The 16,595-nt window shown below is 67.7% G+C and carries 17 protein-coding genes; 5 read left to right on the forward strand and 12 right to left on the reverse strand.

Annotated elements, in window-relative coordinates:
- Positions 1 to 8: 8 nt before the first annotated feature.
- Positions 9 to 593, reverse strand: coding sequence for a hypothetical protein (locus AASM09_RS03705; RefSeq protein WP_049428818.1), 585 nt, complete (start codon positions 591 to 593; stop codon positions 9 to 11).
- Positions 594 to 699: 106 nt separating this feature from the next.
- Between AASM09_RS03705 and ubiH the strand changes: the two genes are divergently transcribed.
- On the forward strand, positions 700 to 1,908 hold the full coding sequence (ubiH, locus tag AASM09_RS03710; RefSeq protein WP_049428816.1) for a 2-octaprenyl-6-methoxyphenyl hydroxylase: 1,209 nt from the start codon (positions 700 to 702) through the stop codon (positions 1,906 to 1,908).
- Entirely contained in the window at positions 1,905 to 3,086 is a 1,182-nt protein-coding gene (locus AASM09_RS03715; protein WP_049428815.1) for a UbiH/UbiF family hydroxylase, read from the forward strand. The genes ubiH and AASM09_RS03715 overlap by 4 nt, the downstream gene beginning before the upstream one ends.
- A gap of 177 nt (positions 3,087 to 3,263) precedes the next feature.
- Here AASM09_RS03715 and AASM09_RS03720 read toward each other — a convergent pair whose 3' ends face one another.
- The 6 genes from AASM09_RS03720 to AASM09_RS03745 all read right to left on the reverse strand — a co-directional run bounded on the left by AASM09_RS03720 (position 3,264) and on the right by AASM09_RS03745 (position 8,632).
- Positions 3,264 to 3,659, reverse strand: a complete 396-nt coding sequence (locus AASM09_RS03720; RefSeq protein ID WP_049428814.1) for a hypothetical protein — start codon at positions 3,657 to 3,659, stop codon at positions 3,264 to 3,266.
- Between the two features lie 49 nt (positions 3,660 to 3,708).
- On the reverse strand, positions 3,709 to 4,776 hold the full coding sequence (gene rlmM, locus AASM09_RS03725; RefSeq protein ID WP_049428813.1) for a 23S rRNA (cytidine(2498)-2'-O)-methyltransferase RlmM: 1,068 nt from the start codon (positions 4,774 to 4,776) through the stop codon (positions 3,709 to 3,711).
- On the reverse strand, positions 4,760 to 5,320 hold the full coding sequence (locus AASM09_RS03730; protein WP_004154307.1) for a nucleoside deaminase: 561 nt from the start codon (positions 5,318 to 5,320) through the stop codon (positions 4,760 to 4,762). Before AASM09_RS03730 ends, rlmM begins: the two co-directional genes overlap by 17 nt.
- 95 nt (positions 5,321 to 5,415) lie before the next feature.
- Positions 5,416 to 6,138 carry a DUF6348 family protein gene (locus AASM09_RS03735; RefSeq protein ID WP_049428812.1) on the reverse strand — a complete coding sequence of 241 codons (723 nt, stop codon included), beginning with the start codon at positions 6,136 to 6,138 and terminating at the stop codon, positions 5,416 to 5,418.
- A gap of 48 nt (positions 6,139 to 6,186) precedes the next feature.
- A complete protein-coding gene (locus tag AASM09_RS03740; RefSeq protein WP_049428811.1) occupies positions 6,187 to 6,840 on the reverse strand; it encodes a membrane protein in 654 nt (217 codons plus the stop codon).
- Positions 6,841 to 6,883: 43 nt separating this feature from the next.
- On the reverse strand, positions 6,884 to 8,632 hold the full coding sequence (locus AASM09_RS03745; RefSeq protein WP_049428810.1) for a glutamine--tRNA ligase/YqeY domain fusion protein: 1,749 nt from the start codon (positions 8,630 to 8,632) through the stop codon (positions 6,884 to 6,886).
- A gap of 212 nt (positions 8,633 to 8,844) precedes the next feature.
- Between AASM09_RS03745 and AASM09_RS03750 the strand changes: the two genes are divergently transcribed.
- Positions 8,845 to 9,108: a DUF2007 domain-containing protein gene (locus tag AASM09_RS03750; protein WP_010481810.1), complete on the forward strand. Its 264-nt coding sequence runs from the start codon at positions 8,845 to 8,847 to the stop codon at positions 9,106 to 9,108.
- A gap of 30 nt (positions 9,109 to 9,138) precedes the next feature.
- Positions 9,139 to 9,804 (forward strand): peptide-methionine (S)-S-oxide reductase MsrA, encoded by a 666-nt coding sequence (gene msrA / locus AASM09_RS03755; protein ID WP_049418682.1) that lies wholly within the window; start codon positions 9,139 to 9,141, stop codon positions 9,802 to 9,804.
- A gap of 603 nt (positions 9,805 to 10,407) precedes the next feature.
- Here msrA and AASM09_RS03760 read toward each other — a convergent pair.
- From AASM09_RS03760 to ahpC, 5 genes are all read right to left on the reverse strand, one after another.
- Entirely contained in the window at positions 10,408 to 11,364 is a 957-nt protein-coding gene (locus tag AASM09_RS03760) for a transaldolase (RefSeq protein ID WP_049428740.1), read from the reverse strand.
- A 50-nt stretch (positions 11,365 to 11,414) separates the two neighbouring features.
- On the reverse strand, positions 11,415 to 11,819 hold the full coding sequence (gene rnk, locus AASM09_RS03765) for a nucleoside diphosphate kinase regulator (RefSeq protein WP_049428742.1): 405 nt from the start codon (positions 11,817 to 11,819) through the stop codon (positions 11,415 to 11,417).
- A gap of 123 nt (positions 11,820 to 11,942) precedes the next feature.
- On the reverse strand, positions 11,943 to 12,905 hold the full coding sequence (locus tag AASM09_RS03770) for a LysR substrate-binding domain-containing protein (protein WP_049428744.1): 963 nt from the start codon (positions 12,903 to 12,905) through the stop codon (positions 11,943 to 11,945).
- A gap of 85 nt (positions 12,906 to 12,990) precedes the next feature.
- Positions 12,991 to 14,583: an alkyl hydroperoxide reductase subunit F gene (ahpF, locus tag AASM09_RS03775; protein WP_049428746.1), complete on the reverse strand. Its 1,593-nt coding sequence runs from the start codon at positions 14,581 to 14,583 to the stop codon at positions 12,991 to 12,993.
- A gap of 224 nt (positions 14,584 to 14,807) precedes the next feature.
- Positions 14,808 to 15,371, reverse strand: a complete 564-nt coding sequence (gene ahpC / locus AASM09_RS03780; RefSeq protein ID WP_005415368.1) for an alkyl hydroperoxide reductase subunit C — start codon at positions 15,369 to 15,371, stop codon at positions 14,808 to 14,810.
- A gap of 321 nt (positions 15,372 to 15,692) precedes the next feature.
- On the opposite strand from ahpC, the gene prmC reads away from it, so the two are divergent.
- The gene (gene prmC / locus AASM09_RS03785) at positions 15,693 to 16,550 is read left to right on the forward strand and encodes a peptide chain release factor N(5)-glutamine methyltransferase (RefSeq protein ID WP_049428748.1); all 858 of its coding nucleotides are present in this window, start codon (positions 15,693 to 15,695) and stop codon (positions 16,548 to 16,550) included.
- The last annotated feature ends 45 nt before the right edge of the window (positions 16,551 to 16,595 follow it).

Below are 16,595 nucleotides of genomic sequence, written 5' to 3' on the forward strand. Positions count from 1 at the left end.
GGCGTGGCTCAGTGCCGGATGTCGCGGCGGGCCTGCTGGAGCTTCAGCACCTGCTCCACGGCCAGCTGCAGCGCGGCAGCCAGCGCCACGTAGATGGCGGTGGTGCGCAGGTAGGGGCCGAACCACTGCGCGTAGTTCTGCGCCCAGCCGGCCAGGGTCGGCTCGGCCACGTTGCGGCTGCTCCAGTAGAAACCGCCCTGCGCCAGCAGGTGGCAGACCGCCACCGAAGCGACCAGCAGCAGTGCGCCCTTGGCCAGCACCGGCCAGCGTGCGGTCTGGTAGTTGCGGCCCAGCAGCATGCCGCCGGCCCACAGCGAGAAATAGGCCGGCAGCAGCAGCCAGTAGCCCGGCGACACGCAGTAGTGCTGCCAGAAGTCCAGGCCGCTGCTGCGGATCACGATCCAGTCCACCAGCACCGCGAACACCATCAGCAGCGGGAACGCCCAGCGCGTCCAGCGCGCCAGGTAGAAGCCACCGATGAAGAACACCGCCCACGAGGCATCGGGGATGGCCGCGAAGTGGTTGACCCGGGTCGCTGCCAGCACCAGAACGAGCACGGACAGGACGAAGGCGCGGTTGGCAGTGTCGGACATGGTGGCGGGCCCGGAGCGGATTCAGGTTTCATTCTAGCCCGCCGCGCGGGTTGGCGCAGGAGCGGCCGTTCGGCGTACAGACGGGGCGAGCGCGTATCATGAACGCATGAGTGAACGACATGACGTGCTGATTGTCGGTGGTGGCCTGGTCGGCGCCAGCCTGGCCATTGCCCTGGACCGCCTCGGCCGCGACGTGGGCCTGCTCGAGGCAAGCCCGGCCGGCGAGTTGCCGGCGGTGTTCGACCAGCGCAACCTCAGCTTCGCCGCAGCCACCGTCAACGCACTGACCGCGCTGGGGGTGATGCAGAAACTGGCGATGTCGCCCGGCCCTATTCGCCGCATCCACGTCAGCCGCGCCGGCGATTTCGGCCGTGTACAGCTGGAAGCGGCCGATTACGACCGGCCGTGGTTCGGCCAGGTGGTGGTCGCCCGCGACTTCGGCCAGGCGCTGGAAGCGCGCCTGCAGGAGCTGCCTCGGCTGCACCGTTACCGACCGATGCGGTTCCTGGGGCTGGGCGAGGTGGTTGACGGCTACCGCCAGGTGCGGGTGGCCGACGCGGCCGGCGAGCGCGTGCTGCTGGCACGGTTGGTGGTCGGTGCCGATGGCACGACCAGTGGCGTGCGTGGTGCACTGGGCATCGAGGTCGACCGCCATGATTTCCAGCAGACCCTGTTCGTGGCCCGCGTGCGCAGCCAGCGCGCGCCGGACGGCACGGCCTGGGAGCGCTTCACCGATACCGGTCCGACCGCGCTGCTGCCGCGGGGTGACCGCCACTTCGGCACCGTGCATGGCGTGGCACGCGACCAGGCCGATGCCGTGATGGCGCTGGACGATGCGGCCTGGCTGCAGCGCCTGCAGGATGCGATCGGCTGGCGTGCCGGCCGTCTGCTCGAATCCGGCCCACGCAGTGCTTATCCGCTCATCCAGGTGCTGTCGCGCGCGCTGGCCGGTGAGCGCACGGTGCTGCTCGGCAATGCCGCGCAGACCATTCACCCGCTGGGTGCACAGGGCTTCAACCTGGGCCTGCGCGATGCGCTGACCCTGGCCGAGCTGCTGGAAGATTCCATCGATGATGCCGGCAGCGATGCGCTGCTGCAGGCCTATGTCGCGCGCCGCGAGGAGGACCGCCGGCAGACCGTGGCGTTCTCCGGAGGCCTGGCGCGGCTGACCAGCAACCCGGCACCGCTGATGCGGCCGCTGCGTAGCCTCGGCCTGGTGGCCGCACAACGTGCTTCGGTACAGTCGATGCTGGTCGGTGGCGCGATGGGCTTCCGTGGCGAAGTGCCGCGGTTGTGCCGCGGAGAAGCTGCATGAGCCGCCGCGCGCGCCTGGATGTGGCCATCGTCGGCGGTGGCGTGGTCGGTGCCGCGTGCGCGCTGGCGCTGGCCGACGCCGGGCTGTCGGTCGCGCTGGTGGAAGGCCGCGAACCGGCGCCGTGGCAGGCTGCGCAGCCGGACCTGCGGGTGTTCGCCTTTGCCGCCGACAACGTGCAGCTGTTGAACCGCCTGGGCGTGTGGCCGGCGATCGCGCAGGCCCGCGCGTGGCCCTACCGGCGCATGCAGGTGTGGGACGCGGCCGGTGGCGAGGATCTGCTGTTCGACGCCGATCGTTTCGGTCGGCGCGAACTGGGCTACATCGTCGAGAACGGCCTGCTGCAGGACCGCCTGTGGGCGGCGCTGCCGGCCGCGGGCGTGCAGCTGCATTGCCCGGCACGGGTGGAAGCGCTGGAGCAGGACGAGGACGGCGTGCGCCTGCGCCTGGACGACGGTCGTCGCCTCGAAGCGTCGTTGGCGGTGGCCGCCGACGGTGCCGAATCGACCCTGCGCCAGCTGGCCGGGATCGAGGTGGAAAAGCATGACTACCACCAGCGTGGCGTGGTGGCCTATGTCGACAGTGAACTGCCGAACCAGGCCACGGCCTGGCAGCGCTTCCTGCCGACCGGGCCGTTGGCGTTGCTGCCGGTGGCCGAACGCCGCAGCTCGATCGTCTGGACCCTGCCGGAGGACGAGGCTGCGCGCGTGCTCGCCTTGGACGAGGAGGCGTTCAACCGGGAATTGACCCGCGCCTTCGCTGCGCGGCTGGGCGAACTGCGCCTGGCCTCGCCGCGCGCGGCGTTCCCGTTGCGCCGCCAGCTGGCCCGCCACTACGTGGCCGGCCGTGTGCTGGCATTGGGAGACGCCGCGCATGTGGTGCACCCGCTGGCCGGGCAGGGCGTGAATCTGGGCCTGCGCGATGTAGCCGCTCTGCAGCAGTGGCTGGCGCCGTCGGCAGAACGCCGCGGCCAGCCGCGCCTGTCGCCGCAGCGCCTGCAGCGCTGGGCCCGCGAACGGCGCAGCGACAACCACATCGCCGCCTACAGCTTCGATGCGATCAATCGCCTGTTCTCCAACGATGAGATGCACCTGACCCTGGCCCGTGGCCGCGCGCTGGGTTGCGTCGGCAAATGGCCGCCGCTGGTGCAGGCGTTCTGGAAGCGCGCCGCCGGGGTTTGACCGGAATACAGGCCGCACGACGCGACGGGCGTCGCTGGCGTGTTACCAACCACGGGACGCCGCTCTGGTAGGTGCCAACCTTGGTTGGCACGCTTCCGGCATCGGTGAACAAAAAAGGGGACGGAGGGGATTAAGTCGTTTGTGGCACAAACGACTTAATCCCCTCCGTCCCCTTTTTCAGTCGACCAGCCAACCGGCCAGGTCGGCACGGTCCAGCTTGCCGCGGTGCTTGCGGTCCAGCGAATTGAACTCATCGGCCAGCGCCGGATTCGCCTGCGCTTCCTCACGGCTGATGAAACCATCGCCGTTCACGTCCAGCGCAGCGAAGTGGATGCGGTACTGGCCAACCACGCTGCTGGGCTCCAGCGAACGCACCGTCACCTGCGCCTCGCCGGCCGGCTGTGCAATCTCGACGCTGCCGCTGACCCGGCCCGCATCAAGCGATTGCTGGCGGATCGCGCCGCCGGTGGGGCCCAGCGGCTGGCTCTGCGCCGGGGTGTGCGGCAGCTGCTGGGCCATGGCCGGTGCGGCTGCCAGCAAAGTGATCAGCAGGGTGAGCGAGTGGTAGCGCATGGTTCCGTTCCCCGGTAGCGCCGGGCCATGCCCGGCGGATGCAATGGGTTCAGCGCAGCGGCGAGGCCAGCACCGTGATTTCTTCCCGATCGTGATACAGCTGCTTGGCGCGCACCACCAGCGGCTTGCCGGCCTGGTCCTGGAACAGGTCCAGGCACAGCCGGGTCTCGTCCCAGCGCTTCTTCATCGGCAGCTTCAGGTTGAAGATCGCGTGCCGGCACCAGCCTTCTCGGAACCAGGTGGCCATGCGCTCGGCGACGCGGCGCGGCTGCTCGACCATGTCGCAGACCATCCAGTCCAGCGGCTGTTCCGGGTGCCAGTGGAAACCGTCGGCGCGCAGGTGCTCGACCAGCCCTGTGTCCAGCACGTGCTGGCGCAGCGGGCCGTTGTCGATGCTCAGTACGTGCATGTGCTGGCGGGTCAGCACCCAGGTCCAGCCGCCGGGTGCGGCGCCGAGGTCGGCCGCGCGCATCCCTGGCTTGGCCAATGCCTCGCGTTCTTCCGGCGTCAGCAGGGTCAGCAGCGCTTCGTCCAGCTTCAGTGCCGAACGCGAGGGGGCCTCGGGCAGCAGCTTCAGGCGCGGAATGCCCAAGGCCCACGGTGCGCTGTCGGCCGGGTCGGCCACGCAGACGAAGGCATGGGTGCCGTCGACGAACACCACATGCAGGCGCGGCAAGCGGTTGTTCGGCTTGTCGCTGAGTTTGCCAGCCTTGCGCAGCGCTGGGCGCAGCGCATTGCCGAAGGCACGCGCCAGGCCCGACAACGGCTTGCCGGCGTCAGAATCGGGATGTTCCACCCACAGGTCGCCGAAGCGCGGCGCATCGGCCAGCACCTCCAGCATCGGCGTGATGCGGTCACTCGGATCCAGCTGCGGCAGCTCTGCCAGTACCACCAGCTTCTGCCGCGCGAAGATCAGCTCGCGCCAGCGCAGGCGGGGCGCCAGCGCGGCGGCTTCGTCGCACATGAACAGCACGTAGCCATCATTGCGCTGGGTGCGTGCATAGCCGGCGAAACCGGCTTCACCGGCGCGGAACTGCAGCTCGCCGGCCAGCTCGGGCTCGAAGCCCTGCCGGCACAGGCACAGCAGGCCGATGCCGGTTTCAGTAACGGGCGCCATCGCTTTCCCCATAGGCGCGCAGCACGCTGCGCGCGGCGTCGCGGTTCAGGCCCTGCACCACTTCGATGCCGCGCTTGTTGAGCTCGCCGACCCAGTCCGCCGGCAGCGGGCCTTCATCGAACGGGGTCAGTTCTTCGACGTCGGCCGAGTTGGCGCCGATCAGCAGGCGGTCGATGCCGGCCCACACGGTGGCGCCGTAGCACTGGCAGCACGGCTGCGAGCTGGTGGCCAGGGTGACCGGCGACAGCACTGCGTTCAGGCGCGGGGTCTGCAGGCGCTGCTGGGCCAGCATGTAGGCCATGTTCTCGGCGTGCGCCAGTGAGGTCGCGTGCGGCATCACCCGGTTCACGCCGGCGGCGATGACCTTGTCATCCGGGCCGAACACCACGGCGCCGAACGGGCCGCCACTGGCGTGTTCGACGTTCAGCCGCGACAGCTCGATCGCCAGCGCGACCTTGGCCTCATCGCCCGGATATCGACGATCCAGGTCGATCTGGTCGTGGATCCAGGCGGGAAGGGTCAGGTGGACTTGCGCGTACAGCATCGCGGGGGTGCCTCGTGTGGGATGGAAGAAAGTGCGGTTGCTTGGGAAACCGGCGCGCAGTGTAGCCGCACCGGCCTGTACCGGGCGTGGGCAGGTCAGCCGGGTGAGCCGGTGCGGATCACCACGTACTGCTTGCGGAATTCCAGCCCGGCCTGCGGCCAACTGGCGGCATAGGCGCGCAGCAATGGCAGGGCAGCAGCGAAGTCGTGGCCATTGACCCGGCAATCGGCCTCGCACAGGCCATCGGCATCGCGCGAGGCGAACAGGCGGATGGCAAGGAACTGGCGCGCCTTCAGCAGGTCGTCGAAGGCCTCCATGCTGCGGGTGAACAGGCAGCAGGGGCAGGAGCCATGATCGTCCTCGCTGCAGGTGGAGGCATCCACTTCCTGTGCACGGTAGTGCGCCAACGGCCCCAGCACCACGGTACGCTCGTGTTCCTCGCCATCGTCACCGGCCGGATAGGTCAGGCCCATCATCGGCAGGCCCTGCGCGTCGTCGGCACCCACTGCGGTCTGCAGGGTAGCCAGGTCCACCCGCACCCAGGTCTGGAAGCCGGACAGCAGCGACGCCTGCTCATCGGCACCGTTGGCGTGCTGGTACTCGAACAGGCCATCGGCGAACAGGCTGGGATGCTGCGCCTCGATGACCGTGGAGGTCTGCCAGCCACCGTTGTCGCGCGCGTGTGCCGCCATCGCATGCGGGGTCAGGCGCAGGCCGCTGTCCAGCAGCAGCGCGTTGCCGTCGACGCGGCTGGCGATGCCGGCGTCCTGCAGGACCTGCTGCAGCAGCGGGAGGAGGGCGGTGGACGTCGTGGTCATGTCAGGCCTGTGGATGGATCGGGTGGAGCATCCAGGCCGGGCCTGGTGCTAGTGATCGAGTGCTTCGCGTTCTGCGCGATATCGCCGTGCGTCGGACTGCTGCTGCGGATCGTTGCCATGATCACGCAGCCAGGTATCCAGCTCGCGGCGATAGTCCGCGCGGAAGTCGGCATTGCCTGGGCTGAAGTGCAGCTTGCGTGCCGCGACCTCCACCCGCTCGCGCGCGCTGGCACGGGCCTGGGCGATGCCGTGCGGTGATTCGTTGGTGAGGATGACGAAGTTGCGCGGAAAGCCCGGGGTGTACTTCACCACGAACGGCTGGTCCTGCGCCGGGATGCGGATCGCGTTCTCCAGCGGCCACAGCGAGGCGGTGTTGGTATGGAACACCACCTCCACGTCGCGGCCCTCTGCGGTGCGCAACACCGCTTCGTAACGCCAGATGTACTGTTCGTTGAGCGTGGAATTGGTTTCCTCGGCCTTCACGATCACCGCTTCACCGCGCTCGCCCACCGCATTGAGGAAGGTGGCGTTGAGGAAGCTGCCGAGGAAGATGTTGAGCATCGCCAGCGGAAACACCACGATGGCGTAGACCGGCGAACGCCGCCACCACGAGACCAGCCCGGCCAGCACCATTGCTGCAAAGAACGTCAGCAGCGGATGCTGCGAGATGAACCAGAGCAGGGCGGACAGGGCGGTGATCATCGTCGCGGTCGTGCGGGCGCCGTGCCGGCGCCCGCGCAGGTCCTCAGGCCGACCAGGTGTCGCGCAGGGTCACGCTGCGGTTGAACACCGGCTTGGCCTCGGTGTGGTCGCGGCGATCGGCAACGAAGTAGCCGGTGCGCTCGAACTGGAACGACTGCTCCGGCGCGGCACTGGCCGCGGCCGGCTCGACATAGCCGGTGACGGTGCGGCGCGATTCCGGGTTGAGGTAGTCGCGGTAGGTCTTGCCTTCCGATTCGTCGTCCGGGTTGGGCACCGAGAACAGGCGGTCGTACAGGCGGATCTCGGCCGGCACGCCGTGCACGGCGCTGACCCAGTGGATGGTGCCCTTGACCTTGCGGTTGGCACCTTCCATGCCCGGACGCGATTCCGGATCCAGCCAGCCGCGCAGCTCGGTGATGGTGCCGTCGGCATCCTTGATCACTTCATCGCAGCGGATGATGCCGGCACCGCGCAGGCGCACTTCGCCGCCCGGGACCAGGCGCTTCCAGCCCTTCGGCGGCACTTCGGCGAAGTCCTCGCGGTCGATCCACACCTCGCGCGCGAACGGCACTTCGCGGCTGCCGAAGCTCTCGTCCTTCGGGTGGTTGCTGAAGGTCAGCTGCTCTTCGTGGCCTTCCGGCAGGTTGCCCAGCACCAGCTTGACCGGATCGACCACTGCCATGCGGCGGGGTGCGGCGCTGTCCAGGTCTTCGCGCAGCGCGCCTTCCAGCACGCTGAAGTCGATCAGCGAATTCTGCTTGCTGATGCCCACGCGCTCGGCGAACAGGCGCATCGCCGCCGGGGTGTAGCCACGGCGACGCAGGCCCTGCAGGGTCGGCATGCGCGGGTCTTCCCAGCCGTCCACCAGCTGTTCGGTGACCAGCGCCATCAGCTTGCGCTTGCTCATCACCGTGTAGTTGATGTTCAGGCGCGAGAACTCGATCTGGCGCGGCTTGGCCGCTTCGCGCGGCAGGCCGGCGTCGACCAGCGGCTGGGTCAGCGCGTCGTCATGGGCGAAATCGACGTTGTCCACGCACCAGTCGTACAGTGGGCGGTGGTCTTCGAATTCCAGCGTGCACAGCGAGTGGGTGATTCCCTCGAGGGAATCGCCCAGCGCATGGGCGAAATCGTACATTGGGTAGATCGGCCACGCGTTGCCGGTGTTCTGGTGCTCGACGTGCTTGATGCGGTACAGCGCCGGATCGCGCAGGTTGATGTTGCCGCTGGCCATGTCGATCTTGGCGCGCAGGGTGCGCGCGCCATCCGGGAATTCACCGGCGCGCATGCGGCGGAACAGGTCGAGGTTTTCCTCGACGCTGCGGTCGCGCCACGGCGACGGGCGGCCCGGCTCGGTCAGGGTGCCGCGGTAGGCGCGCACTTCCTCGGCCGACAGGTCGCAGACGTAGGCCTTGCCCTGTTCGATCAGCTTCTCGGCGGCCAGGTAATAGGTCTGGAAGTAGTCCGAGGCGTGGCGCAGCTCGTTCCAGCTGAAGCCCAGCCAGCGCACGTCGTCCTGGATCGCGGCCACGTACTCCGGGTCTTCCTTGGCCGGGTTGGTGTCGTCGAAACGCAGGTTGCAGACGCCGCTGAACTCACCGGCGATGCCGAAGTTCAGGCAGATCGACTTGGCATGGCCGATGTGCAGGTAGCCGTTCGGCTCGGGCGGGAAGCGGGTCTTGATCGCCTGGTGCTTTCCGCTGGCCAGGTCCTCGCGCACGATCTGGCGGATGAAATCGCGCTTTTCGTGGCTGTCGGCGGGGGTCTCGGGGCTGGCGGGGGTGTGCTCGGACATGAGTCTGGGGCGAAAAAGGGCAGAAAGACCAACAGTCTAGCGCGTACAGGCCAAGGCTGCCCGGTGGCGTCTGGGGCTGGCGGCCAGCGGCCGGCACTACCAACCCGTCTTCCGGTAGCGCCGGCCGCTGGACGGCAGAACGGTCATTCGCCGTCAACGGCGGCATTCAGCGCCCGGGCGTATGCTGGACCCTTGCCCCGAGGAGCCGCCACATGCACATCGTGTACAAGGCCGACAACCTGTTCGACGCCCACCTGGTCAAGCACGCGCTGGAAGATGCCGGCATCCCGGCCTTCGTGTTCGGCGAGTCGTTGCTGGGCGGCATGGGCGAGCTGCCGCTGTTCGGCGTGCTGCGGGTAGGTATCCCCGACGCGGCGCGGCCGCAGGCCGAAGACATCGTGGCGGCGCTGGACTTGGGCCACGCGCCGGACGCCCCCATTTCAGATGCAGACGACATAGCCGGCCTTCCGGCGTAGGAGCGCATCATGTTGGGAATTGGCCAGGGCATCCTCGGCATCGGCGCCTTCAAGCAGCGCCTGCCGCGCCCGGAAGAAGCACTGCCGGGGCGTGACCAACCGCTGCCGCTGCACAGCAACCAGCACTTCGTGAACAGCCATCCGCTGAAGGACCGCTTCGCCGGCCTGCAGCAGATCCGTTTTGCGCTGGGCTGCTTCTGGGGCGCCGAGCGCAAGTTCTGGACCGAACCGGGCGTGTACAGCACCTCGGTCGGCTATGCCGGCGGCATCACCCCGAACCCGACCTATGAAGAGGTCTGCTCGGGCCTGACCGGCCACACCGAAGTGGTGCAGGTGGTGTTCGACCCGGCGGTGGTGAGCCTGGAGCGGCTGCTTCAGCTGTTCTGGGAGAGCCACGACCCGACCCAGGGCATGCGCCAGGGCAACGACACCGGCACCCAGTACCGCTCGGCGATCCACGCCACCGACGAGGCCCAGTACAAGGCCGCGCTGGCCAGCCGCGAGGCTTACCAGGCCCAACTGGATGCGGCCGGTTACGGCCCGATCACCACCGAGATCGTGTATCCGGCGCCGGCGTACTACTACGCCGAGGATTACCACCAGCAGTATCTGGCGAAGAACCCGAACGGTTACTGCGGCATTGGCGGCACCGGCGTGAGCTGCCCGATCGGCCTGGATGTGGAAGCGCCGCGCTGACGCGCGGAGGTCCGCCTGCGGCGGGCAGAAGCCAAAGCCTGGTAGAGCCGACTGCTGGTCGGCTGAAAGCCAAAGCGGCTCTGGGTTGCTGATGGCTGGGCGGGACGGGGGCGGCTGGCAGGACACGCCGTAAACCCGTCCATGGGGGCTCGATGGCGCCATCCATGGCGCCAACGGTCCTGCCAGCTGCCCCCGTCCCACCTTCGACAGTTTCCCGGTGACGGTGGGCAAGAGCATGGGCAACTGACGAACTGATGGAAAAGAAGAAGGACGCGGCTTTCGCCGCGTCCTTTTTCTTTGGTTCTGCAATGCTCTTGTAGAGCCGAGCCATGCTCGGCTGCGAGCAAGCGAAGCGCGCGACCCGCTGTTGCTCTTCTTTCTTTCTTCCGTGGCGGGTGGCCCCCGGAAACTGTCAGAGGGCGGGCGGGTTGGGTTCGCGGGGGTGTCCGCGGCATGGATGCCGCGGCCAAGCCTCCAGGGACGGATTCACGGCGTCCCCCGCGAATCCAACCCGCCCGGCCAAGCGCGGAACAAGTCGACTAACAGTCGACTCTACCGAACCGAGCCCCCCGCCACGAGGGGCTCAGCCGTTGGCCGGAATCCTCACAGTGCCGCGCGGATCCGCTCGCGCAGTGCTTCCAGATCCTTGGCAAACGCCTCGATGCCAGTCGCCAGCTTCTCGGTGGCCATCGGATCGGCCGCCAGGTCCGCCGCGAACTTCGCTGCGTCGATCGGGGTCACCGAGGCGCCATCAGCCGCACCAGCCACCAGCTTGCGCGGCAGCTCGCCGTGGTCGGCGTCCAGCTTCTCCAGCAGGTCCGGCGAAATGGTCAGGCGGTCGCAACCGGCCAGCGCTTCGATCTGCGCGGTCGAACGGAACGAAGCGCCCATCACCACGGTCGGCGAACCGCGGCGCTTGAACTCGGCATACACACCGCGTACGAACTTCACGCCCGGGTCTTCGTCGATGGTGGCCGGGGTCTGGCCGTTGGCCACGTACCAATCAAGGATACGGCCGACGAACGGCGAGATCAGGAACGCGCCGGCCTCGCTGCAGGCCAGTGCCTGGGTCGGGTTGAAGATCAGGGTCAGGTTGCAGTCGATGCCCTCGGCCTGCAGGATGCGCGCCGCCTCCACGCCTTCCCAGGTCGCGGCGATCTTGATCAGGATCTTCTCGCGCGGCACGCCGGCATCGGCGTACATCTGGATGAACTGGCGGGCCTTGGCCACGGTGGCGGCGGTGTCGTGGGCCTGGTCGGCATCCACTTCGGTGGACACGCGGCCCGGCACCAGGGTGCTCAGCAACGCGCCGACGCCGATGGTCAGACGGTCGGCCACGGCGTGCACCACGGCTTCGCGGTCGCCCGTCTGCTGCCGGCCCCAGGCCAGTTCGCGTTCGATCAGCTCGGCATAGACCGGCAGGTCCAGCGCCTTCTTCACCAGGGTCGGGTTGGTGGTGCAGTCCACCGGCTGCAGGCGCTTGATGGCGTCGTAGTCACCGGTATCGGCAACGACCACGGACAGTTCGCGCAGCTGGGACAGTTTGGACGGGGTACTCATTACGGCTCCTGGTGCAGGGGGATCGAATCGCGCGCGGTGCGCAGCGGGTGTCAGGGGCGGTCGTTGTGGACCGCGGTCACGCGCAGGCGCAGCTTGCGGCCACCGGGCGCGTTCCAGTCGATGCTCTGGCCGATGGCCAGGCCGAGCAGGGCACTGCCGACCGGGGCCAGCACGGAAACCTTGCCTTCGTCGACGTTGGCTTCGCGGGGGAAGACCAGGGTCAGGACGTGCTTCTCGCCCGACACTTCATCTTCGCACTCCACGCGCGAATGCATCATGACGATGCCTTCGGGAATCTGGTCCGGTGCCAGCACGGTGGCCCGGTTGAGTTCTTCAGCAAGCGCGAGCGCGGCAGGCGTCTGGCTCAGCGCAGGGGATTCGAGCATGGCGTCCAGGCGGTCCATGTCGAAGGTAGAAACGGTGATCGACGGCGGCAGGCCGCTGGCGGTACTCATGGTGAAGCTCCTTGGTTGAAAGCCATGCAAAAGGCGGCACCTGCTGGCGCCGCCTGTCTGTATTGTGGGGACAAATGCGGCCGGAATCGACTCCTGCCGATTCCAGGCCGGTACTGCGGGGGCTCAGCCGTTCAGCGCGGGGCCGGGCAGGGCGGCAGTGTCGCCGGCGGCGTTGACCGCTTCCAGGGTGAACAGCGCCTGCGGCAGGCGCTTGAACTGGTCGGCCAGCTCCATCAGGAAGTCGTTCATGGCCGAGCTGCGGCGCCAGATCATGGCGATGCGGCGGCTGGGACGGCCCTCGCCGGTGAAGTCGAGCAGGCGGATGTTGTTCGAGCGCGGCACTGGCGGCTGCACCGACAGGCTGGGCAGCAGGGTGATACCGACGTCGGCGGCAACCATCTGCCGCAGCGTCTCCAGGCTGGTGGCGCGGAACTCGGACTTCTCGTTGGCGCCGAACAGGCGGCAGACTTCCAGCGCCTGGTCGCGCAGGCAGTGCCCGTCCTCCAGCAGCAGCAGCTTCTGTGTGGCCAGTTCCTGCACGTCCAGGTGCTCGCGGCGGGCCAGCGGGTGGCGCCCGGACACGGCCAGCAGGAACGGTTCCTCGAACAGGAACTCGGCGTGCAGCTGGTCGTCGATCATCGGCAGCGCCAGCAGCGCAGCATCGAGTTTGCCTTCGCGCAGGCGGTCGAGCAGCACATCGCTCTTTTCCTCGACCAGCAGCAGTTCCAGCTCCGGGAAGCGATCGCGGATGCGCGGGATCACATGCGGCAACAGGTAGGGGCCCAGGGTCGGGAAGATCCCCAGGCGCACCGTACCGGCTTCCGGATCGCGGCTGCGTCGCGCCGCTTCCTTGAGTTGTTCCACTTCGGACACGATCACCCGTGCCCGTGCCGCCGCTTCCTGCCCGGCCGGGGTCAGCATCACCTTGCGCGGTGCGCGTTCCACCAGTGGCAGGCCCAGTTCTTCTTCCAGCTTGCGGATCTGCGTGGACAGCGTCGGCTGGCTGACGAAGCAGGAGGCGGCAGCCCGGCCGAAATGCTTGTGGTCGGCCAGGGCTACCAGGTACTTCAGATCACGTAGGTTCATCCTTACACCCCAGGGATAACGGACCGGCTGACGGCGTGGTTACCCGACAGGCAGACAATGTTCCCGGTGATCTGGGAACGGTGGATCAGGCCGCTTCAGCAACGGCACCACTGCTGTTGCTCACCGACGAGCGTATCAGGTGGTCGAACGCGCTCAGTGCGGCGGTCGAACCGGCGCCCATCGCGATGATGATCTGCTTGTAGGGCACCGTCGTGCAATCGCCAGCGGCGAACACACCCGGCAGGTTGGTCTGGCCGCGGTCGTCGATGACGATCTCGCCACGCGGCGACAGCGCCACCACGTCCTTCAGCCATTCGGTGTTGGGCAGCAGGCCGATCTGCACGAAGATGCCTTCCAGCTCGACGCGGTGGGCGTCGCCGCCGACGCGATCCTTGTAGACCAGGCCGGTGACGCGGCTGCCGTCGCCCAGCACCTCGGTGGTCTGCGCGCTGGTCAGCACGGTGACATTGCCCAGGCTGCGCAGCTTCTTCTGCAGCACTTCATCGGCGCGCAGGCTGGAATCGAACTCCAGCAGGGTCACATGCGACACGATGCCAGCCAGGTCGATGGCCGCTTCCACGCCGGAGTTGCCGCCGCCGATCACCGCCACGCGCTTGCCCTTGAACAGCGGGCCATCGCAGTGCGGGCAGTAGGCGACGCCCTTGTTGCGGTACTGGTCTTCGCCCGGCACGTTCATCTGCCGCCAGCGCGCGCCGGTGGACAGGATCACCGAGCGCGACTTCAGCACCGCGCCGTTCTCCAGCTGCACCTGCACCAGGCCGTCTTCGCCGGCCGGCACCAGCGCACTGGCGCGCTGCAGGTTCATGATGTCCACCTCGTACTCGCGCACGTGCTGTTCCAGCGCCGTGGCCAGCTTCGGGCCCTCGGTCTCCTTCACCGAAATGAAGTTCTCGATCGCCATGGTGTCAAGCACCTGGCCACCGAAACGCTCGGCGGCGATGCCGGTGCGGATGCCCTTGCGCGCGGCATAGATCGCCGCTGCGGCACCGGCTGGGCCGCCGCCCACCACCAGCACGTCGAAGGCGTCCTTGGCGGCGATCTTCTCGGCATCGCGCTTGCCGGCGTTGGTGTCCAGCTTGGCCACGATCTGTTCCAGGGTCATGCGGCCCTGGTCGAACACTTCACCGTTGAGGTACACGGTGGGCACGGACATGATCTCGCGCTTCTCCACTTCGTCCTGGAACAGCGCACCGTCGATGGCCACGTGCTGGATGCGCGGGTTGAGCACGGCGGCCAGGTTCAGCGCCTGCACCACGTCCGGGCAGTTCTGGCAGGACAGCGAGAAGTAGGTTTCGAACTTGTAATCGCCTTCCAGGTTCTGCACCTGCTCGATCAGTTCGGCGGTGGCCTTGGACGGATGACCGCCGACCTGCAGCAGCGCCAGCACCAGCGAGGTGAACTCGTGGCCCATCGGCAGGCCGGCGAAGGTCAGGTGGATATCCTGGCCCGGCGTGCCCAGGTCGAACGAGGGCACGCGGCCCTGGCCGTCGCGCAGCACCTGCAGCGAGATCTTGTCCGACAGGCTTTCCAGGGTCTGCAGCAGTTCCAGCATTTCCTGCGACTTGGCGCCGTCGTCGGCGTGCGCGGTGATCTGGATCGGGCGGGTCACGCGCTCCAGATAGGTCTTCAGCTGCGACTGCAGGTTGGCGTCCAACATCGGGTCATCTCCTGGCTTCAGGCAAACAGGGGTCGTGGCACCGCTGTAGAAGGTAGCGGACCAGCAGGGGGTAGGGGTGAACCCAAGACAGCGACCGTGGAAGGGGCTGGCTGGCCAAGGCTGGCGCGCGTTGGCTGTCTTGGGTTCACCCCCACGCCGGCGGGGGACCGGCACGGGGATGAAGGGCGCGCCGTGGCGTGGGGCCGCGGCAGGCCGGTACTGCGTTAGATCTTGCCGACCAGGTCCAGCGACGGGGTCAGGGTCTTCTCGCCTTCCTTCCACTTGGCCGGGCACACCTGGTTCGGGTTGGCGGCGGTGAACTGGGCAGCCTTCAGCTTGCGCAGGGTCTCGGACACGTCACGGGCGATCTCGTTGGAGTGGATCTCCAGGGTCTTGATCACGCCTTCCGGGTTGATGATGAAGGTGCCGCGCAGGGCCAGGCCTTCTTCTTCAATGTGCACGCCGAAGGCGCGGGTCAGCTGGTGGGTCGGGTCGCCGACCAGCGGGAACTGGGCCTTGCCGACGGCCGGCGAGGTTTCGTGCCACACCTTGTGAGAGAAGTGGGTGTCGGTGGTGACGATGTAGACCTCGGCGCCAGCCTTCTTGAACTCGGCGTAATGGTCAGCCGCGTCTTCGATCTCGGTCGGGCAGTTGAAGGTGAAGGCGGCCGGCATGAAGATCAGGACGGACCACTGGCCCTTCAGGCTGGCATCGGAAACCTTGATGAACTCGCCATTGTGGTAAGCGTTGGCTTCAAACGGCTGGATCTGGGTGTTGATCAGGGACATCGTTTTTCCTCTGGTGAAGGGGAGTGGGTGAATCGACAGGAGCTAGGTTACCGACTCGCTGGCGATAAGAACAATCCATTGATTGCATCTATTTGATAGATGGAGTCTATCAAAAGGCCATGAGCCGACACTGAACCTTGCCGCTCCCATCCTGCAACTGCCTGTATTACAAGGAAAATCTTTCCCGGCAGGTGAATGCGGCCGATAGCCCGTCCTTATCCCGTTCGCCAGAACCTGAACGGATTCCGCTGTTGTAGAGCCGAGCCTACGCTCGGCTGTCCCAGAAGCAGCCGAGCATGGGCTCGGCTCTACAATTGCGGCATGTCTGTCAAAACCGAATCCTCCCTGCGCCAGATCGTGGCCGATGCCAGCGCCCGGCTCGGCGGCGTTGAAGCCCGCCACGAGGTCGAACTGCTGCTGCTGCATGTACTGGAGCGCCCGCGCAGCTGGCTGTTCGCGCACGCCACCGATCCGCTGGCCGCTGCCGACCAGGCGGTCTTCGAGGCGTTGCTGGCCCGCCGTGTGGCCGGCGAGCCGGTTGCCTACCTGACCGGCCGCCGCGGCTTCTGGACGCTGGATCTGGAGGTCGACCCGGCCACGCTGATTCCGCGCCCGGAAACCGAACTGCTGGTGGAACTGGCGCTGGAGCGCCTGCCGGCCAATCGCGACCTGCAGGTGGCCGACCTCGGCACCGGGAGCGGTGCGATCGCGCTGGCGCTGGCCAGCGAGCGGCCGCAGGCGCAGGTGCTGGCCACCGATGCCAGCCCGGGCGCGCTGGCCGTGGCCACGCGCAACGCCGCGCGCCATGAACTGCGCAACGTGCGCTTCGCCCAGGGGGGCCACGACTGGTACGCGCCGCTGCAGGGCGCGCGCTTTGATCTGATTGCCAGCAACCCGCCGTACATCGCCAGCGACGACCCGCATCTGGAACAGGGCGACCTGCGTTTTGAACCGGCCACTGCGCTGGCCTCCGGTGTGGACGGCCTGGACGACATCCGCCGCATCGTCGACGGTGGCCTGGCCCACCTGCTGCCTGATGGTTGGCTGCTGATCGAGCACGGTTGGGACCAGGGCCAGGCGATCCGCGCGTTGTTCGACGCGGCGGGTTTTGCCGACGTGCAGACCGTGCAGGACCTGGAGCAGCGCGACCGCATCACCCTGGGCCGGCGACCGGCCTAGAATGGAGGTTCTCCTGCCCCGGCAGGGCATCACCCTGGAGCTGCA

Source organism: Stenotrophomonas maltophilia (assembly GCF_039555535.1).
In the GTDB taxonomy this organism is placed as follows: domain Bacteria; phylum Pseudomonadota; class Gammaproteobacteria; order Xanthomonadales; family Xanthomonadaceae; genus Stenotrophomonas; species Stenotrophomonas maltophilia_Q.